Here is a 21372-nt window from a genome sequence, read left to right as displayed (position 1 = left end):
AGCGGCTTGCACGAAAAACCGGGCGGGGAGGACCCGGCCGGTTGTGCTTGCGATTCTGGTATCAGGCTAGGAGGGCCTTATAGGGAAGAGTTTTGGCGGATGTAACCCCGAAAATGAGGGTTTGCGGGTTGGCGTGACGGAACAAACCAGGCGTCTCATTCCTTCGCGCCCCCCTCTGCCCTGCCGGGCATCTCCCCCACGAGGGGGGAGATTGGACGTCACGACTGCTTTCGCCAATTTTCGACGGTGAAGAAAAAGCGAGGCGCCAAAACAGCCGATCTCCCCCCCAAGTGGGCCCAAGTGGGGAGATGTCCGGCAGGACAGAGGGGGGCGCTGTCCCGCCGGCGTCTTCAGCCTATCAATTCCCCAGGGCCAGCTGATCCGTGATCTCAAAGCGCTCCGAAACGCCGATGCGGATCATGTTCAGGCTGCCTTCGCGGGTGAAGCGGAATTCGTCGGAGGAGTCCGAGCCGGCCGGCTTGCCGTCATGGAAGTGGATGATGCGCGTGCCGCCGTCCGGCCAGGTCACGGTCACGACGCTGTCGCCGGCCTCATGTGCGACGCTGATCAGGCAGCGGGTCATCGGCTGGCCGATCCGGCGCGCGCAGGGGATGCCGTCGGCGGCGTCTGGGGCAGGGGTGTCGGACTCCGTGATCGCCGAGGCGGCGAAGGCGAGGGCGTAGGCATCCTGCATGGCGACGGCGCTGATATCGGCCGCGGATGGCGGATCGGCCGGCTCGCTGCGACCCAGGCGCGCGGCGATGTCCGGCTGCGGTTCTTCAGAGGGCTCGGGCGCGTTCGCTTCCTGTGGCGGGCCGGCGTCAGTTGCCGGCACGGCTGCATCCTCGGGCGCCGGGGCCGGGTTGTTGGGACTGAGATAGCGGGCCGGCGCCCATCCGACGATATGCGCGTCCTGCGTGTCCTCGACCTTGCACCAGGGATAGTTATTGACGGTCTTGCAGCCGTAATTCTTCACGGCTGCGCCGTTGGGCAGGCGCGCCGCGACCTTTCCATCTGGTGAAGCGGTGGCGCGGATGTTGAGGAGATCGTCCGGCGCAAGGCCGCCGATGATTGAAATGATCGTGGCTGGCGCGTCCTGGGCCAAAGCCGGCACGGCGGCCAGCAGCAAAGGAGCGGCGATCAGCAATGTCGATCGGAGCGTGACTTTACGCTTCATCCTTAATGCACTGCAATCCTGGCGTTTCCGCTCAATCAGATTATGAGCTTCGCTCAACCATGGATATGAGCTTCGCTCAATCTTTATAAATCCGGTCCGCGGCGCGTGCGCCCATTCCAGTCGTCCGCTTGTTCGGCCTGCTTTGCGGCAGCTTCATGGTCGTAGGCGATGGCGATCGCCTCGGAGCGGCCGGGAGGCATCCATCTCGACGATGCCGTAGCGCGCATGCCGGCTGTCCTGCTCAGAGACATGCGCCGGCGGGAATGCGGATGAGCTCGCTGCGATGGCTATTGCCGCACAACGCGATCCGGCAGGCTGGAGGGCCAGCACGTTGCCATGGATATCGGCCAGAACGGCAATGCGCATCAGGCGTCGATCTCCGCATCGGCGGTGCCGACCGCTGGAAGCGCCTTGTCCTCGCCGGCGGCCGCGATCACGCTGTCGAGCAGGCCGGGGAAGCGCCTGTCGAGGTCGTCGCGGCGCAGGGTGATCAGCCGGCTGGTGCCGACCGCTTCGGTGCGCGTCACGCCAGCCTCGCGCAGCTTGGCGAGGTGGTAGCTGAGATTGGTCTTGGAGGCGAGGTCGAGGAACTTGCCGCAGTTCATCGGCACGCCTTCCTTGCTGGCGAGAAAGCGCACGATTGCCAGCCGGGTCGGGTCGCCGAGCACGGCAAGCACGATCGGCAGGCTGATCTGATCGGCGGTCGGATGAGGCAAGGTCATGGTTGAGAATTAAGCGCAAACGGCACCAACTTCAACGCGTCTCCGCTTCTTGCTTGGTTACGCAGCTTCCCGGTTTCTACGCCGTCCTGACACAGAGCTGTCAGCAGGGTTCCGCTAATTTGCCCAAGTTCCGTTGACATCATGCCCCTTCATGTCCAATTGTTCAATAACTTTTGAACAAAGGACATATCCCATGGACAAGCGGATCTTCTGGCTTGCGCTCGGATCGTTTGCGATCTCGACCGAAGGCTTCGTCATCTCCAGCCTTCTTCCCGATATTGCCGCGGATGCCGGCATCTCCGTTCCGCTCGCCGGCTCGCTGATCACCGCCTTCGCGCTCGCCTATGCGATCGGCGCGCCGATCCTGGCGACGCTGACCGGCGAGTGGGACCGGCGGCGCGTCATCCTGTGGACGCTGGTGTTCTTCGTCATCGGCAATATCGTCGCGGCGCTAAGCTCGTCCTTCGAATTGCTGCTCATCGCACGCATCGTCATGGCGCTGTCGTCCGGCCTGTTCGCGGCAACTGCGCAAGGCACCGCCGTGGCGCTGGTCGACGACCATCACAGGGCCCGCGCCATCGCGGTTGTGGTCGGCGGCACCACGGTGGCGGTCGCGGTCGGCGCACCGCTCGGCGCGCTGGTGGCGGCGATTGCCGGCTGGCGCGGCACCTTCTTTGCCATTGCCGGCCTCGGCGCGCTTGCCGGCGCGATCCTGTGGTGGCGGCTGCCGCGCGGCATTGTCGGCACCAGGTTGCCGCTCAAGGCGCGGCTGGCGGCGGCGGTCCGTCCCGGCGTGTTGCCGATCCTGGTCACGACCGTGCTGGCGCTGGTCGGCGCCTTCACCGTCTTTGCCTTCATCGCGCCTCTGGCGATCGAGGGCGGCGGCCTCAGTCCGTTGGCGCTTCCCGGCATGCTGCTCGCATTCGGCGTTGGCGCCGTCATCGGCAACATCGCCGGCGGCCAGGCGGCGGACCGTTTCGGCGCGGCGCGCACGGTTTGCTGGTCGCTGGGGCTGAGCGCAGCGATGCTCGTTACCCTCTCGCTGATCCCGACCTTCCTGCCGCATTCGATCGCCGGGCCGGCGCTGATGGGCATGATGGTGCCGTGGGGCATCGTCGGCTGGGCCTTCCCGCCGGCCCAGGCGAGCCGGATCATCAAAATAGCGCCCGATGCCGCCCCGATCGTGCTCTCGCTCAACGCCTCGGCGCTCTATTTCGGCGTCGCCCTTGGCGCGGTGGTCGGGGGCGCGGTGCTGCGCTTCGGCGCGCCGGCCGATCTCGGTCTGGTCGCGGCTGTATTCCCGATCGTCGGGTTGGGTGTGGTGCTCGCGGGTCGCGCGCTCGCCCGCCCGGTCGCCATGCCGGCGGAATAGACTTCGCAAACCTGAAGGACTTGCCGGTCTCAGGCTGGCCGCCACATCTGCAGGATGGAGGCGGCCAGCAGCAGGCCAAGCACGATGTTGAGCGCGCGCCATTGCCGCTCGGTTCGGAGCAAACGTGCCAGCAGCGTGCCGGCTACGCACCAGAGCGACAGCGAGACGGCCGCGGCAAGGCCGAACACGGCGCCGAGCAGCAATGCCAACTGCAAGGGGCCGTCGGCAAGCGCCGCGAAGGAAGCGGCCGCACCCAGGCCCATTGCCCAACCCTTGGGATTCATCCACTGAATCCCGGCGCCGCCGAAGAAGCTGTTCGGCCTAGCCATGCTCACGTCGAGCTTGGGCGGGCCGCTGCGGCCGATCCTGATCGCCAGCCAGATCAGATAGAGCGAGCCGGCGATCTTCATCGCAAGCTGGAGCGAGGGGACGGCGGCGATCAGCCCGGCCAGGCCGGCAGCACCCGCCGCCGCTACTGACGCCAGTCCCGCGGCGCTGCCGGCCATCAGCGGCACCGATCGGCGAAAGCCGAACTGCGCCCCGGATGCCGTCGACAGCGTCGTGGCGATGCCGGGCGTCGAGGTCGAGATCAACGCGAACAGGACAAGGGGGATGATGGTTTCGGACACCCAAAGCCTCCACGGTGGAAGGAGCCTGCATGTTAGGCGCTGGGCGCTATCAGTAAATGCAATGTTTGATATGGTCTGCATTAGTGATTATAATGCAGCGATGTTCCGCGATCTCGACACCACACTTGTCCGCACCTTCGTGACGACGGCCGACAAAGCCAGCATGACGGCCGCGGCCAACGCCCTCAATCTGACCCAGGGCGCCGTCAGCCAGCAGATCAAGCGGCTGGAGGAGATCCTTGGCCGGACGTTGTTCGAGCGCGACCGCCGCGGCTTGAGACTGACGCGTTCGGGCGAACGGCTGCTCGACAAGGGCCGGCGTCTCTTGCGGCTCAATGACGAGATCCTGGCGGAGATAAGCGGCAAGGCGGTCGCCGGCGGGGTGCGGATCGGCGTGCCCTACGATCTTGTCGGCACATTGCTGCAACCTGTTTTGAAAACCTACGCTGAAGCCTATCCGCAGGTGGACATTTCGCTGGTCTGCGCCTCTTCGCCGGAACTCGCGGCGGCGCTGGCGGCAGGGACGATCGACCTTGCCGTCATCGAGGAGCGGGCCGGTCCGACGGCCGGCGAGTGCCTGGTGGTCGACCGGCTGGTCTGGGTCGGTGCCAGAGGCGGCTCGGCGCGCCTGAAGCGGCCTTTGCCGGTCTCCATGGTCGCGGATAGCTGCGCCTTCCGTCCCGCGGTGCTGGCGGCGCTCGGCACGCACGGGCTCGATTGGCGCACCGTGTTCGAGAACGGCAACATCGACGCAACGATGGCAACGGTACGGTCGGACCTTGCGGTGACCACCTGGCTCGCCTCGACGGTTCCGGCCGACCTCGACATCCTGTCCGACGCCGACTTACCGGCGCTGCCGAATTTTTCCGTCAACCTGCACCTGCCGAAGCATGCAGTGACGCGGACGGCAGAGGCATTCGCCACTCATATCCGCGAGGGTCTGGTGCGGCATCGCCGGGCAGCGTGAGCGACACCTTTCGTTCCCCGCCCCCGCTTTGGGGGCGAGGAACTTGGCGCTACTTCCAGTTCTTGCGCCGTTCGAGCTCGGCTTCCGAAGGCTGCTCTGTCGCAAAAGATCCGGTCTTGACGTCGCCGCCACGTTCATAGGCCGCCATGATGACACCCGTGCTGGTGGTTTGCGACTTGATGAGCTTGAAGGCGGCGGGCATCGCGTCATCGCCGAACAGGCGCTTGCCCTTGCCCAGCAACAGCGGGAAGATCATCAACCGGATCTCGTCGATCAGCCCATTGGCGAGCAGGGTCTGGATCAGATTGCCCGAACCCTGGATGAGCAGATCGGGTCCGTCTTCCTGCTTGAGCTGTCTGAGCCTGGCAACGACATCTGGTCCAAGCGGCTGCGTGCTCTGCCAGGTCAGGCTATCCGGCCGATGCGTCGCGACATATTTGGTCGCCGGGTTGAAGGCATCTGCGATCGGATCTTTCTGATACGGCCAGTACGCGGCGAAGATGTCATAGGTTCTGCGACCGAGCAGCAGGGCGAAGGGCTTGGAGAACAATTCGTCCATTGCCTCGCCCGCCACCTCGTCAAAGTAATGGAAGGTCCAGCCGCCGAATTGAAAGCCGCCGACCGGGTCTTCTTCCGGGCCGCCCGGCGCCTGCATGACCCCGTCGAGGCTGACGAATGTGGCGGCGATGATCTTGCGCATCTGTCTCCTCCCTTTTCGTGATCCGTGCCGTCGCGGCCGGATTTCGGCCTAAGGACGGGCGACGAGCCTGCGTTCCGACACAGACTCCCGCAGATTTCTATCGTTCGCTGTCGGCGCGCATGGCGCGGGACGAAAACCAGACATCGCCGAACACAGCGGTGGCGGTTCGATCGGGCGCCTTGTCTTCGGTCAGCCAGATCGAGCGCGTGCGGCTGGCGCGTTCGCGGGTTGGCACTTTTGCGTCCGGGCCGGCGAGGGAGGCGCCGACGCAAGGGATGAACCAGGAACCCATGAAGGGCCGGCAGGCGAACCCCGCCTGCATGCGGGCGACCAGCACGGCGAGGCCGATACGCTGCGCCGGCCGCCAGGGGAAGATCAGCCGGCCGCCGGGCCTGAGCGCCCTCAGCCACGCAGGGGGCGGGGCAATGACGGCAGCATTGACATAGATGATGTCGGAGGGCGGCAGCGGGCCGGCGACAGCGTCGCCGGCAACGACCTCGACATTGCCATAGGCCGCGAGGTTCACCTTGGCTTGCGCGGCGAGATCCGCTTCGATCTCGAAGGCGGTGACGCTGCCGCCGGGCTCGACCAGCCTTGCCAGCAGCGCGGTATAGTAGCCGGTGCCGGCGCCGATATGGGTGACGGCTTCGCCGGGTTTCGGTTCGACCTTGCCGATCCACATGGCGTGCAGAACCGGTTCGCCGTTGTTGATGCCCTTGTCGGCATCGAGCACCACCAGCACGTTCTGGTAGATGTAGCTTGGATCGGCAGTCGGGGTTTTGAACGCTCCGTCGCCGGCAAAGACTGTCCAAGGTCCAGGGCCGAGAAAGGCCTCGCGCGGCACGGAGGCGAACGCCTCCTCGATGCGGGGATCGGCGGAGCGCGCATGCGCGGCCATCAGTTTGGCGTAGAATTTTCGGGCGTCGTCCGAAACGGTCATGCTTTCAGAAGATAGCGCGGCCGGCCGGGATGTCGCGGCTCGAACTCAGCCGGCAAAAGTGTCGAAGAGCAGCTTGAAGTTGAGCACCAGGATGATCGCCGCGACTACCCAGGCGAGTGCGGCGACGCCGCGCGAGATGGCGAAACTGCCCATCTTCTTCTTATCCGAGACGAACTGCACCAGCGGCACAACGGCGAAGGGCAACTGCATCGACAGGATGACCTGGCTGAAGACCAGGAGCTGGGCCGTGCCCTTTTCGCCGTAGAGCGCGGTGACGATCACGACGGGGACGATGGCAAGGCCGCGCGTCAGCAGGCGGCGCGCCCATTGCGGAATGCGCAGACGCAGGAAGCCTTCCATCACGATCTGGCCGGCAAGCGTGGCGGTGACCGTCGAGTTGAGCCCGGAGGCGAGCAGCGCGACCGCGAACAGGATCGAGGCAATGCTCAAGCCCAACAGCGGCGACAGCAATTCGAAAGCCTGACCGATCTCGGCGACATCCTGGTGCCCGGTGCCGTGGAAGGCCACTGCCGCGACGATCAGGATGGACGCGTTGACAAACAGCGCCAGGATCAGCGCGATGGTCGAGTCCGTGGTCGCCCATTTGATGGCGTCGCGCTTGCCGGCATCGGTGCGCTCATAGGCGCGGGTCTGCACGATCGAGGAGTGCAGGTAGAGATTGTGCGGCATCACGGTGGCGCCGATGATGCCGATGGCGATGTAGAGCATCGTCGGGTTGGTGACGATCTGGGACGACGGCACGAACATCGAATGCAGGATTGTGCCTGCGGGCGGGGCGGCGACGAAGATCTGGATGGCGAAGCAGCCAAAGATGATGATCAGGAGCGCGACGACGAACGCCTCGAGATAACGGAAGCCCCTGTTCATGAGCAGCAGCACAAGGAAGGCGTCCAGCGCGGTGAGGACGGCGCCGCCGATCAGCGGGATGCCGAACAGGAGCTGCAGCGCAATCGCCGTGCCGATCACCTCGGCGAGGTCGCAGGCGATGATCGCCAGTTCGCAGGCGATCCAGAGCAGGAAATTTACCGGACGCGGATAATAGGCGCGACAGGCCTGCGCGAGGTCGCGGCCGGTGGCGATGCCGAGGCGGGCGGCCAGTGCCTGCAACAGGATCGCCATCAGGTTCGACAGCATGATGATGAAAAGCAGCGTGTAGCCGAACTGGGCGCCGCCGGCGAGGTCTGTCGCCCAGTTGCCCGGGTCCATATAGCCGACCGAGACCATATAGCCGGGACCCATGAAGGCGAACAGGCGGCGGAACCAGAGACCGGTGTCGGGCACCCTGATCGAGGCATTGACCTCGCGCAGACTGGGCTGCTCAGTCTCATCGGAGCGGGCAAATTGCCACGAGGGACGGGACACTGCTTCTGACATCGGGGGGTCCGCTGGAAGGGTATCGAGGATCGCCACTATGTATGCTAAGGCTGAACATTATGCAACAGGCTATACTTCATTGTTCAAGCTCTTGTGATGCACGCCGATAGGGCGCCGCGTGCAGCAGCAAACGCCGGGTTGCGCCGACCCGGGAATGCAAATAAACGGCCAGGGCACCACGGTCCGTGCTATGAGTGCGGAGCCGATTCAGCCATGAAGGAGCGCGTATTGGCGCTGAGGAACAGACCAGTTCGACGCGAAAAGCCGCTTCCTGATGCCGAAATCCATTCGGAAGGGTTCCGTCAGACCCGCGAAGCGCGTCGCAGCGCGCTTGTCGAGGACTATGTCGAGCTGATCGCCGATCTGATCGAGGACGGAAACGAGGCCCGTCAGGTCGATATCGCGGCCAGGCTTGGCGTCGCGCAACCCACCGTGGCAAAAATGCTGACAAGGCTCTGCGCCGACGGGCTGGTGTCCAGGAAACCCTATCGCGGGGTGTTTCTCACGGACGCCGGTCGCAAGGTGGCGCAGGAGAGCCGCATCCGTCACGAGACTGTCGAAGCCTTCCTGCGCTCGCTCGGTGTCAGCGCCGAGACGGCACGGATCGATGCCGAGGGCATCGAGCACCATGTCAGCGCCGAGACGCTGGATGCATTTCGCAGGGCGATGACGACACGCTGAGCCCCGCCAGCGTTAAACTTCTGGACCGACGAGTCGCTGGAACCGCCGAACGGTACGCACGTTGCTCCTGACGTTGCGCGATGATCGCGTGGAACGGAGGAAGCGACGGGCGTTGAACAGGCACCGACCACGAAGGGCAAGCCAGCGGCCAAAGGGTTGAGACACGCGGCGGCTCGTGACGAGCGCAAGACCGAGGCCGAAACCGGCTCGAAGCAAAAGCTCTGATTTCATCCCATCTGGAGCCGGACGCGCGGTCTTTTGGTCAGCAAAAATGCTGTGACTCGGCGTGACCGTTGCGATAATTGTCTGAAGGGGGCGGTCATAGGCCGGACCTTCCAGAACATCTGCATTGCGAGGAAGTTGCCATGCTTTGGAGAGGCCGCCGTCAGAGCGACAATATCGAGGACGAGCGCAGCGACAGCGGCGGGTTCGGCGGTGACAGTCCGCGGCAGTTCCGCGTTCCGATCGGGGGGCGAGCGGGCGGCGGCGGCAGCATCATCTTCGTCATTCTGGTGGTTCTCGCCGGATGGTATTTCGGCTTCGATCCATCGCAGATCCTGGGTGAAGGTGGTGGCCTCGTGCCGGGCGGCGGCGGCCAGATTACCGAAGACAGCAGTTCGCCGGACAGCGGCGCGCCCGCCTCGGACGAGATGAAACAGTTCGTGGCGACCGTGCTCGCCGAGACCGAGGACACATGGAGCGGTATCTTCAAGGCCAATGGCCTTACCTACGAGGACCCAAAGCTGGTGCTGTTCAGCAGCCAGATCCGGTCGGCTTGCGGCTTTGCCTCTTCGGCGGCGGGACCGTTCTATTGCCCGGGCGATCACAAGGTCTATCTCGACATGACCTTCTTCCAGCAGCTCGACCAGCAGTTCGGCGCCTCGGGTGAATTCGCCCGCGCCTACGTGATCGCGCATGAGGTCGGCCATCACGTGCAGAACCTCACCGGCATCATGTCGAAATTCAACCAGATGCGGCAGGGCATGGGCGAGGCCGAGGCCAATCAGATGTCGGTCCGGGTCGAGCTTCAGGCCGACTGCTTCGCCGGTGTCTGGGCGCACTATACCGCGCAGAAGGGCATTCTGGAGCAGGGCGACATGGAAAGCGCGCTGAATGCCGCCAAGCAGATCGGCGACGACACGCTGCAGAAAAAAATGCAGGGCTATGTGGTTCCGGAAAGCTTCAACCACGGCACGTCGGCGCAGCGGCAGACCTGGCTGGCGCGCGGCTACAAGAGCGGCAAGCTTTCGGACTGCGATACATTCAACAATCCGGTCTGAACAGCGACGCAGGGCTGCGGCACCGCGGCGGGCTGCCGGGAACTGATGTCAGGATGAGGCAGTTGCGGTCGTTCGCTTATTGTTCCGGCCGGCTGGCTCGCCTATAAGAGCCTCCCGTCCAAGGCGGCCGAGGAGCTTGTCACCATGATCGACCCCAAGACCGCCAAGCGGGGCCTTGCGCTCGTTTTCACGACGCTGCTGCTCGACGTCATCGGCTTCGGCATCATCATGCCGGTGCTGCCGGCCTATCTGCAGGAGCTGACCGGCGCCGGCGTAAGCGAGGCGGCTATCGAGGGCGGCTGGCTGTTCTTCGTCTATGCGGCGATGCAGTTCTTCTTCGCGCCTGTCATCGGCGGCTTAAGCGACCGTTTCGGGCGGCGGCCGATCCTGCTTGCCTCGGTGCTCACCTTCTCCATCGATAATCTGATCTGCGCCATCGCCTGGTCCTATCCGATGCTGTTCATCGGACGCGTGCTCGCCGGCATTTCGGGCGCCAGCTATTCGACGACGTCGGCCTTCATCGCCGACATCTCGAACGACGAGAACAGGGCCAAGAATTTCGGCCTGCTCGGCATTGCCTTCGGCGTCGGCTTCGTCATCGGTCCGGTGCTCGGCGGACTGCTCGGCACATTCGGGCCGCGCGTGCCGTTCTATTTCGCAGCCGGGCTCGCCTTCGTGAACTTCCTCATCGCGATGTTCTTGCTGCCGGAGACGCTGGACGAGCAGCATCGTCGCCGCTTCGAATGGAAACGTGCCAATCCGGTTGGCACGCTGATCCAGATGCGCAACTATCCCGGCATAGGCTGGATCGGGCTGGTCTTCTTCCTGATGACGCTCGGCCACATGATGTATCCGGCGGTCTGGTCCTTCGTTTCAAGCTACCGTTATGGCTGGAATGAGCAGCAGATCGGCTTCTCGCTCGGCGCCTTCGGTCTATGCGGCGCGATCGTCATGGCGACGGTGCTGCCGCGTGTCATCCCGAAGCTCGGCGAGTGGAGGACCGCGGCGATCGGCCTGACCTTCACCGCGCTCAGCGCCTTTGGCTACGCGTTTGCGACGCAGGGCTGGATGATCTACGCGGTGATCGTCGCCGGCTGCCTGGAAGCGCTCGCCGACCCGCCATTGAGGAGCCTTGCGGCCGCCAAGGTGCCGCCTTCGGCGCAAGGCGAATTGCAGGGCGCGATGACCTCGATCTTCTCGATCACCTCGATCATCACGCCGCTGCTTTATACGGCGATCTTTTCCTGGTTCACCGGCCCAAGCGCGCCGGTTGAGTTCGGCGGCGCGCCCTATGTGCTCGGCGCGGTTTTCCTGACATTGGCGGTGATCGTCTTCGTGACGAAGGTCGCCAAGCCGACACCGAAGGAGGTCGAGCGCATGCACGCGCAGGAAGCGGTGACCGACGCGGCTTAAGGCGTGTTGATATTCAGGTGGTGCTGGCCTGTAAATGACTGTTTCCTGCGCTTCCAGTGCGCACGACCAAAAAATACGATCCGCTCCGGTTCTCTGAACCCGGCCAGTTTGGTCGCTTCGCGCCCGTCTTCGACTCCGGCCCGGCCTGGCCCGAATCTCAATACGCCTTGGAGTGGGTTGCGCTTTGAGCTAGGCGCCCTCGGCCAGGGCCGGCGCGCCGCGCCGCTCGCGAATGAGATTGACGAAGCGGCGGAAGAGATAGTGCGAATCCTGCGGCCCGGGCGAGGCCTCGGGATGGTGCTGGACCGAGAACACCGGCCGGCCGGTCAGCGCGATGCCGCAATTCGAGCCGTCGAACAGCGAGACGTGGGTTTCCTCGACGCCTTCGGGCAGCGAGTCGGCGTCGACGGCGAAGCCATGGTTCATCGAGACGATCTCGACCTTGCCGGTTGTGTGGTCCTTCACCGGATGGTTGGCGCCGTGATGGCCCTGATGCATCTTCTCGGTCTTGCCGCCGAGCGCCAGCGCCAGCATCTGGTGGCCGAGGCAGATGCCGAACACCGGGAGATCGCTTTTCAGCAGGTCCTGGATGACCGGCACGGCATATTTGCCCGTCGCTTCCGGGTCGCCGGGACCGTTGGACAGGAAGATGCCGTCCGGCTGCATGGCCAGGATCTCTTCCGCGCCGGTTTTTGCCGGCACGACGGTGACCTTGGCGCCGAGGCCCGCAAGCAGGCGCAGTATGTTTCGCTTGACGCCATAATCGATGGCCACGACATGCAGCGACGACTCGTCCTGCTCGCCGAAGCCTTTGTTCCAGGCCCAGGGCGTCTCGCGCCAGACCGAGGATTGGCCCGAGGTGACCTCCTTGGCGAGGTCCAGCCCGATAAGGCCCGACCAGGCGGCGGCGCGCCGCTTCAGGTCGTCGAGGTCGAAAACGCCATCCGGTGCATGGGCGATCACGGCGTTGGGCATGCCTTTCTCGCGGATCAGCACGGTGAGAGCGCGAGTGTCGATCCCCGAGAGCGCGATGATGCCGCGCCTCTTCAACCATTGGTCGAGATGCCCGGCCGCCCGGTAGTTGGAGGGGTCGGTGACATTGGCCTTGAAGATCGCGCCGACGGCACCCGCGCGGGCAGCTGGATGCAAATCCTCGATATCCTCGCTGTTGGTGCCGACATTGCCGATATGCGGGAAGGTGAAGGTGACGATCTGGCCGGCATAGGAGGGGTCGGTAAGGATCTCTTCGTAGCCGGTCAGGGCGGTGTTGAAGCAGACTTCGGCGACCGCCGATCCGGTGGCGCCGAGGCCGCGGCCTTCGATCACCGTGCCGTCGGCGAGCACGAGAAGGGCGGTCGGCTTTTCGGTGGCCCAGGGGGCGGTCGTGGCCATGGCGGCACTCCTAGAGGCTGTTCCGGATCATCCCGTTGGAGGGACGACCCGCGCAGCAAACGACGCGCGGCGGCGAATTCGCGAGCCTGCGCGCAACCAAAGTTTCAGTTCATGCGAGGCTCAGTACATAGGGGATGGCGGCAAAGCGGTCAATGACGCTTCCTCCGAGCGGAATGGATTTATTTCGCCGAGCAAAATCAACGGTTTGCCTGGATTTGCCTTGAGCGTCCGGCGAAGCTATTGTCCGCCGCGATCGAAGGAGAAGCATCATGCGCGAGAAAATCGCCGAATCCATGAAGAGCGCGATGAAGGCACAGGACAAGCATCGGCTGCCGACGCTCAGGCTGATCCAGGCCGCCATCCACGACCGCGACATCGCCAATCGCGGCGCGGGCAAGCCGGCGGCGAGCGAGGAAGAGATCCTGCAGATCCTCTCCAAGATGGTGAAGCAGCGCGAGGAATCGGCCAAAGCCTTCGAGGACGGCAGGCGGCCGGAACTGGCGGCGCAGGAGCGCGGCGAGATGGAGATCATCCGCGAGTTCCTGCCGGCACAGCTCGACGATGTGGCGATCACGGCGGCGGCGCGCGAGGCGATCGCGGCGACGGGTGCCGCCAGCCAGAAGGACATGGGCAAGGTGATCGGCGCCCTGAAGCAGAAATATGCCGGCCAGATGGATTTCGCCAAGGCGAGCGCCATCATCAAGGGGCTGCTCCAGTAGAAGACCGGCTCAGTTCTTGCAGATCGGCACCGGCTGCGGCGGCGGCGCCGGATGGTCCTTCTTGTACTGCGCGATGATCGGCTCGAGGGTCTTCTTCGGCCAGAACTTCGGAGAGCCGATTTCCTTCAGGCAGGATGCGTTCCAATAGACGCCCGCAGCCGACAGCGCTTGGCCGGCGGCCTTTGCGCGCGCCACAGCGGCGATGTCGCGCGATTCAGGATAGATATAGAGCGTCGTCGGGTTGTTCTTCACCAACGGGATGATCTGCTCGGCATCGGCCGGCGACCAGCTGGTGCAGCCATTGCTGCGGCCGCCGGCATAATTCACCAGCTTGCCGAACGGGACGAAGCCGTCATGGTCGGCGTAGGAGCTGTTCGGCTCTTTCCGCAGGCACATGCCCCTGAGCAAGGCTGCCGGATGGCCGCCGATCACGCGCTGCCTGGCGTTCGCCGCTTCGCCTTCGCCATCGAACTGGATGAAGGTACGCATGAACACCGCGTTCTGCGCACCGACGCGATAATAGCCCTTGAAGGACGTCTTGGTCTCGGCGGTCATGTAGGCTCCGCCTGCCGTCAGCTCCGAATCCATCGCGTTGCCGAAGTTTTTCGCGCAACGCCTGCCATTGGAGAAATCGGCAACGCCTTTGAGATTGCGGCCGCCGCCATGGCCCGAAGAAACCGCTCGAAAGAGCTGCTTGGCCTCGCAGATGATATAGTAGCGTTGGCCAAGCACACTGTTGCCCAGGTCGCCGGGCCGCGTCGCATCCATGGCGAAGTAGCAGGGATTGCTGACCGAACCTTCTCTGACCTTCTTCTGGTAGAGGGCGCGCGCCCGCTCCAGCACGACCTGCGAGATCTGACCTTCGTTGTCGCCGACATGACGCTGCAGCCAGTCCGGAATGTTCGATGGGCGCAACGCCGCGAACGAGCCGACCGATGCCGTCAGAGCGGCGAGGACGAAGAGGACGGCGGCACCAAGCGGAACAGATATCAACCGCACCGGATTAATCCCCCCTCGAACTGGTATCGCTTGTGGTGAATCACCTGCGCCAATCATAAGAGCATAGCGCCGATGGGCGAAACACTTCTTGTCTAGTGCGCTCTGCCGAAGCTGGCGCATCTGCGATTTTCGACGGGCAAGAAGTTGGCTACTATCTGATTCCGGCGCGCCCACGCCTCCTCCCTCCGTTGGGAAAGCATCGTTCATGCAGGGCATTCGATCGCTAAACCGACTGTCGAGCATCGGCATAAGGAGGGATTGCGAAGACTGCTCGCAATAGGAGGTTTTTCGATGCGGCTTTCCGCACCCGTCTATCATCTGAAGCGCCAGGCGAGGTTGCTGTCGCGCAAGGAAAATGTTCCCCTTCATGAGGCGCTTGACCGCATGGCCTTCAAGGAAGGCTTTGGCAGCTGGAGCCTGCTTGCGGCGAAAGCCGCCGAGGCCGCACCCGCCGGGAGGCTGCTGGCGCAACTGATACCCGGCGACATGGTCCTCGTGGCGGCCCGGCCGGGTCAGGGCAAGACGCTGATGAGCCTCGAACTCGCCGTGGCGGCCATGAAGCAGGGCAGTCGCGCCGTATTCTTCACCCTGGAATGCATGCATGCCGACATCCTCGACCGGTTCCGCGACATCGGCGTCGACCCTGCCGTTTTTGACCATCTGTTCGAGTTCGACAATTCCGACGCCATCAGCGCCACCTACATCATCGAGGAGTTGGGGTCGGCGCCGCGCGGCACGCTGGCGGTGATCGACTATCTGCAACTGCTCGACCAGAAGCGCGAGGATCCCGAGCTCATGGTCCAGATACGCGCCTTGAGATCGTTTGCCCGGGAACGCGGGCTGGTGCTGGTCTTCATCTCCCAGGTCGACCGGTCATACGATGCGTCCAGGAAGCCGTTTCCGGACCTTGACGATGTCCGGCTGCCGAACCCACTCGATTTATCGCTCTTCGACAAGATGTGCTTCCTCAACAAGGGCGAAATCCGCTTTCAGTCAGCTTGAGGGCGATCCTGACCGGGGCTATGCCTCCGATCTCGCAAAGGACACGGCTTCATGGTCGAAATCGTCAAACCGGCGCTCGAGCATCTGCCATCCTACAAGGCGGCGCTGGAGCGCGGCTGGTCGCCGGACAATGTGCGGCTGCTGGAGGCTACGCGCGAGCAGCTTGAGGCCATTGAAGAAGATCCGGTGGCATTTCTCGCCGACCTGGACGACCCCGAGGCGAAAGGGTCGCCGATCGCGCTGCCGGACGGCACGACAGTGCCGCGCCTGCCGGGCTTCCGGCGCTGGATCTGGGACGGCGAGGCCGCCGGCTCGATCGGGCTTCGCTGGCAGAAGGGCACGTCGGCGCTGCCGCCGCACGTGCTCGGCCACATTGGCTATGCCGTGATGCCATGGAAGAAGGGGCGCGGCTATGCCACCGAAGCGCTGCGGCTGATGCTTCACGAGGCAAGGGCGGTCGGTCTCGACTATGTCGAGATCACCACCGATCTCGACAATCTTGCATCCCAGAAGGTGGTGCTCGCCAATGGCGGCATTCTCGTCGGGCGGTTCGCCAAAGTCGCCGCCTATGGTGGCGCGGAGAGCCTCAAGTACCGGATCGACCTTTAGGTCTCAAGGCAAGCGAACTTGAGAACCTTATTCGCCGGGCCTGGCCAGTCTTCCTTCTGCGGCCTTGTAGTAGAACTGGCTCGCGACAAGCCAGCCTTTCAGCGGCCTGAGCGGCGGAATGCAGGTCGCAAGGATGATCGGCACCGAAACGAAGGCGTGGAACCACATGGATGGCTCGAACGTCACCTGCGCCCAGACGGCGAACAGGACGGAGGGCACGCAGGCAAAGCAGATGACGAAGAAGGCGGGTCCGTCGGCCGGATCGGCAAAAGAATAGTCGAGCCCGCAGACTTCGCATTTCGGCGCCAGCTTCAGAAATCCGTCGAACAGCCGGCCCTCTCCGCAACGCGGGCATCGCCCGCGGATGCCGACCCGCCAGGGCTCGAGGTGGGGATAGTGCGCGTCGTGCATGGTCATCACTCCAGGACCTCGCATGCATTCGATCGGCCTTGAGGTCACGCATACATACTAATATGATTATTGTATGCATACAATGCGACAAAATGTATGGATGTCGGTGGCATGAACAGTGAAGGGGACCTCAGCTGGCTTTCTCCCTTGGCGGAAGACTCACGGCCGCTCTATCTCAAGATCGTCGAGGCGCTTGCGGCTGCCCGCTCGATCGGGCGGCTGCAACCGGGGGACAGGCTGCCGCCGCAGCGAGAGCTTGCCCGCTTCCTTGGCGTGGATCTGACCACGGTCACCCGGGCGTTCACCGAAGCCCGCCGCAGGAACCTGATCGATGCAACGGCCGGTCGCGGCACCTTCATCACGCCCGGCGAGCCGGAAGAGCCGATCCTCGATCTGAGCATGAACATTCCGCCGGCGCCTTCGGGCCTGAGCCTGCCGGCATTGATCCGGAGCGGCATCGAGGGACTGCTCAAACGTTTCAGCGCCGAAGCACTGCTTTCCTACCATCCCGGCCCGGGTTCTCCCGCGGAACGCGCCGCCGGCTCGTATTGGCTTGCCGCAGCCGGCGGCAGGTTGCCTGTCGAGCGCGTGGCTCTTGGTTCGGGGGCGCAGGCGCTGCTCGCCGCCGTCCTTCTGTCGCAAACCCGTGAGGGCGATACGATCCTCACCGATACGCTGACCTATCCCGGCCTGATCGCGCTGGCGCAGGCCACGGGGCGAAAGCTGGCTGGGGCGGGACGCGACGATGACGGCATGCGCCCCGACCATCTGGAGGAAGCGGCGCGACGATATGGCGCCCGCGTCCTCTATCTCAACCCGACACTTCACAATCCGACCACGCTCACCATGCCGGAGGGCCGGCGCCGGGATCTGGCTCGGATGGCGGGCAGGCTTGGCCTGGTGATCGTCGAGGACGATCCCTACAGTCCCCTGCAGACCGCTTCACCGCCAGCCTTCCTCAGCCTGGCGCCGGAGCGGACATTCCACCTGGCTACATTGGCGAAATGCATCTCGCCATTTCTGCGCACGGCGTTCCTGGCGGCGCCCGACGCGAAATCCGTCGAGCGGATCGCGGCGACAATCCGGGGCACCACCATGATGGCGCCGCCGCTGATGACGGGGCTCGCCTGCGAGTGGGTGCGAAGCGGCCTGGCCGGCGAGATCACTGCCGCGGTGCGTGCCGAAGCAGAGGCCAGGCAGACGATCGCGCGCAAGATCCTGCCGGCCGGTTTCGCCTCGACGGAATCAAGCCTGCATCTTTGGTATCCGCTGGATGCGCGATTGCGTTCATCGGATATCGCCGAGATCGCACGCCGTCGCGGATTGGCCCTCAGCCCGGCGGAAGAGTTCTCCGTCGTGCCCAGTGCCGCTGATGGCTTGCGGCTGGCGTTGGGTGCCGCATCCAGCCACGAAAGGCTGGAGGAGGGGCTTCACGGTTTGAAGTCGATCCTGTCGGGCGGCTCTGGCTCCTTGCGTCCTCAGGTCTGAGGCGGCAGAGCGGCACGCCAAGGCTCTATTCCGCCGCAGCCGGCAACGGCGGCGTCGCCCGGCTGCGCCATTCCCAAGCCTGCGAGGCAAGCGCGACCGCCAGGGCCACCAGCATGGCAAACGCGCCGGCGACCGGCAGGCTGCGATAGCCAAGACCGGCATTGAGCATCGCAGCGCCCAGCGAGGCGGCGAGCGCGATGCCGACATTGAAGCCCGAGGGAATCAGCGACGAGGCAAGGTTCGAGGCGTCTGCCGTCCAGGCCAGGATCCGGGTCTGGATCGGCGCGCCGATGGCGAAGTTGAGGCCGCCCCATATGACGATCGCGACGATCATCGGCACCGGGTAGGGACTGACCGCATAGATGACGCCAAGCATAACCGCCTGCAGGAAAAGCATGGCGATCAGCGACGGCATCAGCTTCCAGTCGGCAAGCTTGCCGCCCAAGAGAACGCCGATCGTCGCGCCGACGCCGTTGAGCAGCAGCACAAACGGGATCAGGCTTTCGTGGAGGCCGGTGACTTCGAGCAGCGTCGGCGTGATGTAGGTGAAGAGGCCGAACTGGCCGATCATCAACATCAGCATCAGGATGAGCGAGGTCCAGACCTGCTGGCGCCCCAAGACGCGCACCTCGCGCGCGAGGCCGGCGGGCCGGTTGGCGGCGCCTGCCGTGCGGGGCAGCAGCGCAAGCATGGCAACGATCGCGACGACGCCCAGCGCGCACATCACCGAGAAGGTCGCCCGCCAGCCCCAGAGACCGCCGATCGCGGTGCCGGCCGGAACGCCGATAACGTTGGAGACGGTCAATCCAGAGAGGATGACCGCGACCGCCCGGCCGCGCTGGTCCTCACGCACCAGGCCGACCGCGACCACCATGGCGACGCCGAAATAGCAGCCATGCGCCACTGCAGTGGCAATGCGCAGGAGAAGCATCGAGGTGAAATCGGGCGCCAGCGCGCAAGCGGCCTGGCCAAGAGTGAAGGCAATGGTCAGGGCGATGAGCAGCGACTTTCGCGAGACCGTGCTGGTTGCGAGCGCCAGGAGCGGACCACCAACGGCGATGCCGCAGGCATAGCCGGAGACGAGATAGCCGGCGGTGGGCACGGAAACACCCAGACCCTGCGCTACCTCCGGCAGCACGCCGGCGATGACGAACTCAGTCGTGCCGAAAGCGAAGGCGGCAATGAACAGGGCAATGAGGGGCAGCATGGCGCGGACAGCGATCCCGAATGAGCTGGCCTCAAACCATGGATGGGACGCTACGGGCAATGCAGAAATTGTCGATGCCGCTTTAGGTTTTCTTGACCGGGTTGGGCAGTGGTCTCGACTGGCCCTCTTCGTGCCGTACGGGCGCTCAGTCGGAGCCGTCATCAATCTCACCGTCACCTAGCCGACGGATGCGAGGATTGAACGAAGGCTAATTGTGTGCGGGCCGGTCGGTCGATGCTAGCTCGCCTTCAGCGATGCTAGCTCGCCTTCAGCCGCGAGCCGCCGAGCAGCCCGCGCTCCTCCAGCACCGGGTAGGCCATGGAGGCGAGCAGCGAATTGATCTGCTTGAGGTCGCGGATGGTGTCGAGATGGATCGAACTGGTCTCGACGCTTTTCGCGGTCCCGTCGCGCAGCCGCACGAAGTGGCTGGCGCTGGTCTCTTTCTCGCGCTCGCGCAGCAGGTCCTTCTCGAGCACCAACTGGCGGGCGGTTTCCGGGTCGCGCGAGACCAGCACGTTGAAGGCAAGCCGCGCATTGGCCAGAACCGAGGCATGGAAAGCGCAAAGCTCGCGCCAGCCCTCGGGCGTGAATTCCAGCCCGCGCTCCAGCTTCTTCCTGACATGCACAAGCATGTTGCGCACGATGATGTCGCCGACCTGCTCCAGCTTAACGCAGGCGCCGATCAGTTCCTGGCAGCGCAGCGCCTCGTCCTCGCTCAGGGGGTTCTTGGTGACCTTGGCCAGATAGAGCTTGATCGCGGCGTGCTTCTGGTCGACCCGGTCGTCGAGCGCGGCCAGCGCCTTGATCTTGCCGGCGTCGGCGCTCTCATAGAGCTCGATGATCCGCTTCAGCATGATCTCGACCGTCTCGCAGACCCGGACCACCTCGCGCGTGGCGTTGGCCAAGGCCTGGCTTGGCGTGTCGAGCGCGCTCTCGTTCAGCGCGGACAATTCGACCACGTCGAGCGCTGCCGCCGGTTCGGGCTTAGTACCGAGCGCCACGATCTTCTCCGAAGCGCGATAGACGAGGCCGGCGAGTGGCAGCCCGGCAAGCAGGATGATCACGTTGAACAGGATGTGGGCGTTGACGATCTGGCCGGAGGCCGTCGTGCCGAGGAAGGAGAAGTGCGGCCTGAAAATCATGAACAGGATCAGCATCACGAGCGAGCCAAGCCCGCGCATCAGAAGATTGCCGATCGGCACGATGCGGACTTCCGCCGCTGCCGAGCGGGTGAGCATCGGCGCGATGATCGAGGAACCGAGATTGACGCCCAGGATCAGGACGACGCCGAGCTCCGGAGTGATCAAACCCCGGCCGGCTAGCGTGGCCATGAGCAGGACCGCCGCGATGCTCGACTGGAACAGCCAGGTGATCAGTGCCGCCAGCAGGTAGGAGCTGATCGCATCGCCGGAGAAGTAGTCGATGATGACCGGCATGAGCTGGCTGTCGCGCAACGGCTCGGAAGCTTGGCCGATCATCTCCAGCGAAAGGATCAGAAGGCCGATGCCGACAAGGATGCGGCCGGTCTGACGCCAATCGCGGCGCTCGGTGGCCATGAACATGATGGTTCCTGCGACCAGGCACAACGGCACCACGAGCGACAGATCAAAGGTAAGAAGCTTCGCGACCAAGGCCGAGCCGATCTCGGCGCCGCGCACGGCAAGCTGCCCGGCGGCGCCCGACACGATGCCGGCGCCGGCGAAGGAGCCGACCAGCAGCGTGACGGCGGTTGAACTCTGCAGCGCGATCGCGAGGCCACAGCCGGCCAGCACCGCCATCAGCGGCTTGCGCATGGTGGCGCGCAGCCTGTGACGCAGCACATCGCCATAGGCGCGCTCGACACCGGTTTTTACCATGCGGGTGGCGAACAGCATCAGCGCCACTGCGCCGGCAAGGTGCAGAAGGACAACGGATCCGCTCATGCCGAGCCTCGCAACGAGGCGGCCAGGAAGCGGAAAAAGGTGCGAATCGCAAGCATTTCGAAGGTCGAGACTAAAGCAGTTTACATTAGCCGGATAATAAATTTTACCCGATTCGGCCGACATTCGGCACACGACGGCGTGTGTCGGAAATGGATAGAAGGTGCTTTGGTTGCAGATCGCGGTCGGACAGGCGGCAAATGTCGCGTCGACGCGAAGCCTGGGCTTGAACCGGTTTCTGTAAATTGGTGAACCTGCTTGCGTAACCAACGGAAATCATTACGGAATTGTAACCAAGGTGTTCAGTTTCGGTTCATGCCAGCCGGAATATCTCCTTGCCTATCGACAAC

The 21372-nt window shown here is 64.3% G+C and carries 21 protein-coding genes; 9 read left to right on the top strand and 12 right to left on the bottom strand.

The features are described 5' to 3' along the window. Window positions 1-358: 358 nt before the first annotated feature. The 3 genes from CK222_RS20540 to CK222_RS20530 all read right to left on the bottom strand — a co-directional run bounded on the left by CK222_RS20540 (window position 359) and on the right by CK222_RS20530 (window position 1899). A complete protein-coding gene (locus CK222_RS20540) occupies window positions 359-1147 on the bottom strand; it encodes an SH3 domain-containing protein (protein ID WP_348628812.1) in 789 nt (262 codons plus the stop codon). Between the two features lie 183 nt (window positions 1148-1330). Beyond that, a complete protein-coding gene (locus CK222_RS20535) occupies window positions 1331-1543 on the bottom strand; it encodes a hypothetical protein (protein ID WP_245307585.1) in 213 nt (70 codons plus the stop codon). Continuing rightward, window positions 1543-1899: a helix-turn-helix transcriptional regulator gene (locus CK222_RS20530; RefSeq protein ID WP_067326737.1), complete on the bottom strand. Its 357-nt coding sequence runs from the start codon at window positions 1897-1899 to the stop codon at window positions 1543-1545. The genes CK222_RS20535 and CK222_RS20530 overlap by 1 nt, the downstream gene beginning before the upstream one ends. Before the next feature lie 193 nt (window positions 1900-2092). On the opposite strand from CK222_RS20530, the gene CK222_RS20525 reads away from it, so the two are divergent. After that, complete coding sequence (locus CK222_RS20525) at window positions 2093-3271, top strand: MFS transporter (RefSeq protein ID WP_095801622.1); 1179 nt, start codon at window positions 2093-2095, stop codon at window positions 3269-3271. 29 nt (window positions 3272-3300) lie between these two features. Here CK222_RS20525 and CK222_RS20520 read toward each other — a convergent pair whose 3' ends face one another. Continuing rightward, window positions 3301-3900, bottom strand: a complete 600-nt coding sequence (locus tag CK222_RS20520) for a LysE family translocator (protein WP_066994945.1) — start codon at window positions 3898-3900, stop codon at window positions 3301-3303. A 100-nt stretch (window positions 3901-4000) separates the two neighbouring features. Between CK222_RS20520 and CK222_RS20515 the strand changes: the two genes are divergently transcribed. After that, complete coding sequence (locus tag CK222_RS20515) at window positions 4001-4867, top strand: LysR substrate-binding domain-containing protein (protein WP_095801621.1); 867 nt, start codon at window positions 4001-4003, stop codon at window positions 4865-4867. A 49-nt stretch (window positions 4868-4916) separates the two neighbouring features. Here CK222_RS20515 and CK222_RS20510 read toward each other — a convergent pair whose 3' ends face one another. The 3 genes from CK222_RS20510 to CK222_RS20500 all read right to left on the bottom strand — a co-directional run bounded on the left by CK222_RS20510 (window position 4917) and on the right by CK222_RS20500 (window position 7902). Continuing rightward, a complete protein-coding gene (locus tag CK222_RS20510) occupies window positions 4917-5567 on the bottom strand; it encodes a dihydrofolate reductase family protein (protein ID WP_095801620.1) in 651 nt (216 codons plus the stop codon). 97 nt (window positions 5568-5664) lie between these two features. After that, complete coding sequence (locus CK222_RS20505) at window positions 5665-6507, bottom strand: methyltransferase domain-containing protein (RefSeq protein WP_095801619.1); 843 nt, start codon at window positions 6505-6507, stop codon at window positions 5665-5667. A 45-nt stretch (window positions 6508-6552) separates the two neighbouring features. Next, window positions 6553-7902 carry an Nramp family divalent metal transporter gene (locus CK222_RS20500; RefSeq protein WP_095801618.1) on the bottom strand — a complete coding sequence of 450 codons (1350 nt, stop codon included), beginning with the start codon at window positions 7900-7902 and terminating at the stop codon, window positions 6553-6555. Window positions 7903-8130: 228 nt separating this feature from the next. On the opposite strand from CK222_RS20500, the gene mntR reads away from it, so the two are divergent. From mntR to CK222_RS20485, 3 genes are all read left to right on the top strand, one after another. Next, a complete protein-coding gene (gene mntR, locus CK222_RS20495) occupies window positions 8131-8583 on the top strand; it encodes a manganese-binding transcriptional regulator MntR (RefSeq protein WP_066994948.1) in 453 nt (150 codons plus the stop codon). Window positions 8584-8948: 365 nt separating this feature from the next. After that, the gene (locus CK222_RS20490; protein WP_095801617.1) at window positions 8949-9863 is read left to right on the top strand and encodes a neutral zinc metallopeptidase; all 915 of its coding nucleotides are present in this window, start codon (window positions 8949-8951) and stop codon (window positions 9861-9863) included. Window positions 9864-10007: 144 nt separating this feature from the next. Continuing rightward, a complete protein-coding gene (locus CK222_RS20485; protein WP_095801616.1) occupies window positions 10008-11276 on the top strand; it encodes a TCR/Tet family MFS transporter in 1269 nt (422 codons plus the stop codon). A gap of 189 nt (window positions 11277-11465) precedes the next feature. On the opposite strand, the gene carA is transcribed toward CK222_RS20485, so the two are convergent. Further along, the gene (gene carA, locus CK222_RS20480) at window positions 11466-12668 is read right to left on the bottom strand and encodes a glutamine-hydrolyzing carbamoyl-phosphate synthase small subunit (RefSeq protein ID WP_095801615.1); all 1203 of its coding nucleotides are present in this window, start codon (window positions 12666-12668) and stop codon (window positions 11466-11468) included. 269 nt (window positions 12669-12937) lie between these two features. Between carA and CK222_RS20475 the strand changes: the two genes are divergently transcribed. Beyond that, on the top strand, window positions 12938-13387 hold the full coding sequence (locus CK222_RS20475; RefSeq protein WP_067326768.1) for a GatB/YqeY domain-containing protein: 450 nt from the start codon (window positions 12938-12940) through the stop codon (window positions 13385-13387). 9 nt (window positions 13388-13396) lie between these two features. Here the strand turns inward: CK222_RS20475 and CK222_RS20470 are convergent, their stop codons facing one another. Then, a complete protein-coding gene (locus CK222_RS20470) occupies window positions 13397-14386 on the bottom strand; it encodes a hypothetical protein (RefSeq protein WP_095801614.1) in 990 nt (329 codons plus the stop codon). A gap of 291 nt (window positions 14387-14677) precedes the next feature. Between CK222_RS20470 and CK222_RS20465 the strand changes: the two genes are divergently transcribed. Beyond that, entirely contained in the window at window positions 14678-15388 is a 711-nt protein-coding gene (locus tag CK222_RS20465) for a DNA helicase (RefSeq protein ID WP_095801613.1), read from the top strand. Between the two features lie 51 nt (window positions 15389-15439). Then, window positions 15440-15997, top strand: coding sequence for a GNAT family N-acetyltransferase (locus CK222_RS20460; protein ID WP_095801612.1), 558 nt, complete (start codon window positions 15440-15442; stop codon window positions 15995-15997). Between the two features lie 27 nt (window positions 15998-16024). Here the strand turns inward: CK222_RS20460 and CK222_RS20455 are convergent, their stop codons facing one another. Next, window positions 16025-16414 (bottom strand): DUF983 domain-containing protein, encoded by a 390-nt coding sequence (locus CK222_RS20455; protein ID WP_245322256.1) that lies wholly within the window; start codon window positions 16412-16414, stop codon window positions 16025-16027. A 105-nt stretch (window positions 16415-16519) separates the two neighbouring features. Between CK222_RS20455 and CK222_RS20450 the strand changes: the two genes are divergently transcribed. Continuing rightward, window positions 16520-17896: a PLP-dependent aminotransferase family protein gene (locus CK222_RS20450; protein ID WP_176477686.1), complete on the top strand. Its 1377-nt coding sequence runs from the start codon at window positions 16520-16522 to the stop codon at window positions 17894-17896. Between the two features lie 25 nt (window positions 17897-17921). On the opposite strand, the gene CK222_RS20445 is transcribed toward CK222_RS20450, so the two are convergent. Next, the gene (locus CK222_RS20445) at window positions 17922-19103 is read right to left on the bottom strand and encodes an MFS transporter (RefSeq protein WP_095801610.1); all 1182 of its coding nucleotides are present in this window, start codon (window positions 19101-19103) and stop codon (window positions 17922-17924) included. A 257-nt stretch (window positions 19104-19360) separates the two neighbouring features. Then, a complete protein-coding gene (locus tag CK222_RS20440) occupies window positions 19361-21025 on the bottom strand; it encodes a Na/Pi cotransporter family protein (protein WP_095801609.1) in 1665 nt (554 codons plus the stop codon). Window positions 21026-21372: the final 347 nt, after the last annotated feature.

Origin of the sequence: Mesorhizobium sp. WSM3866 (genome assembly GCF_002294795.1) — a bacterium.
In the GTDB taxonomy this organism is placed as follows: Bacteria; Pseudomonadota; Alphaproteobacteria; order Rhizobiales; family Rhizobiaceae; genus Mesorhizobium.
This window is presented reverse-complemented; position numbering and strand designations above follow the sequence as displayed.

What these genes read in the sequence shown, in the direction of transcription:
- carA (WP_095801615.1), bottom strand. Translation starts at nt 12,668, where the DNA reads ATGGCCACGACCGCCCCCTGGGCCACCGAAAAGCCGACCGCCCTTCTC.
- CK222_RS20440 (WP_095801609.1), bottom strand. Translation starts at nt 21,025, where the DNA reads ATGAGCGGATCCGTTGTCCTTCTGCACCTTGCCGGCGCAGTGGCGCTG.
- CK222_RS20505 (WP_095801619.1), bottom strand. Translation starts at nt 6,507, where the DNA reads ATGACCGTTTCGGACGACGCCCGAAAATTCTACGCCAAACTGATGGCC.
- CK222_RS20460 (WP_095801612.1), top strand. Translation starts at nt 15,440, where the DNA reads ATGGTCGAAATCGTCAAACCGGCGCTCGAGCATCTGCCATCCTACAAG.
- CK222_RS20475 (WP_067326768.1), top strand. Translation starts at nt 12,938, where the DNA reads ATGCGCGAGAAAATCGCCGAATCCATGAAGAGCGCGATGAAGGCACAG.
- CK222_RS20535 (WP_245307585.1), bottom strand. Translation starts at nt 1,543, where the DNA reads ATGCGCATTGCCGTTCTGGCCGATATCCATGGCAACGTGCTGGCCCTC.
- CK222_RS20455 (WP_245322256.1), bottom strand. Translation starts at nt 16,414, where the DNA reads ATGACCATGCACGACGCGCACTATCCCCACCTCGAGCCCTGGCGGGTC.
- CK222_RS20445 (WP_095801610.1), bottom strand. Translation starts at nt 19,103, where the DNA reads ATGCTGCCCCTCATTGCCCTGTTCATTGCCGCCTTCGCTTTCGGCACG.
- CK222_RS20530 (WP_067326737.1), bottom strand. Translation starts at nt 1,899, where the DNA reads ATGACCTTGCCTCATCCGACCGCCGATCAGATCAGCCTGCCGATCGTG.
- CK222_RS20450 (WP_176477686.1), top strand. Translation starts at nt 16,520, where the DNA reads ATGAACAGTGAAGGGGACCTCAGCTGGCTTTCTCCCTTGGCGGAAGAC.
- CK222_RS20485 (WP_095801616.1), top strand. Translation starts at nt 10,008, where the DNA reads ATGATCGACCCCAAGACCGCCAAGCGGGGCCTTGCGCTCGTTTTCACG.
- CK222_RS20500 (WP_095801618.1), bottom strand. Translation starts at nt 7,902, where the DNA reads ATGTCAGAAGCAGTGTCCCGTCCCTCGTGGCAATTTGCCCGCTCCGAT.
- CK222_RS20465 (WP_095801613.1), top strand. Translation starts at nt 14,678, where the DNA reads ATGCGGCTTTCCGCACCCGTCTATCATCTGAAGCGCCAGGCGAGGTTG.
- CK222_RS20515 (WP_095801621.1), top strand. Translation starts at nt 4,001, where the DNA reads ATGTTCCGCGATCTCGACACCACACTTGTCCGCACCTTCGTGACGACG.
- CK222_RS20525 (WP_095801622.1), top strand. Translation starts at nt 2,093, where the DNA reads ATGGACAAGCGGATCTTCTGGCTTGCGCTCGGATCGTTTGCGATCTCG.
- CK222_RS20510 (WP_095801620.1), bottom strand. Translation starts at nt 5,567, where the DNA reads ATGCGCAAGATCATCGCCGCCACATTCGTCAGCCTCGACGGGGTCATG.
- CK222_RS20490 (WP_095801617.1), top strand. Translation starts at nt 8,949, where the DNA reads ATGCTTTGGAGAGGCCGCCGTCAGAGCGACAATATCGAGGACGAGCGC.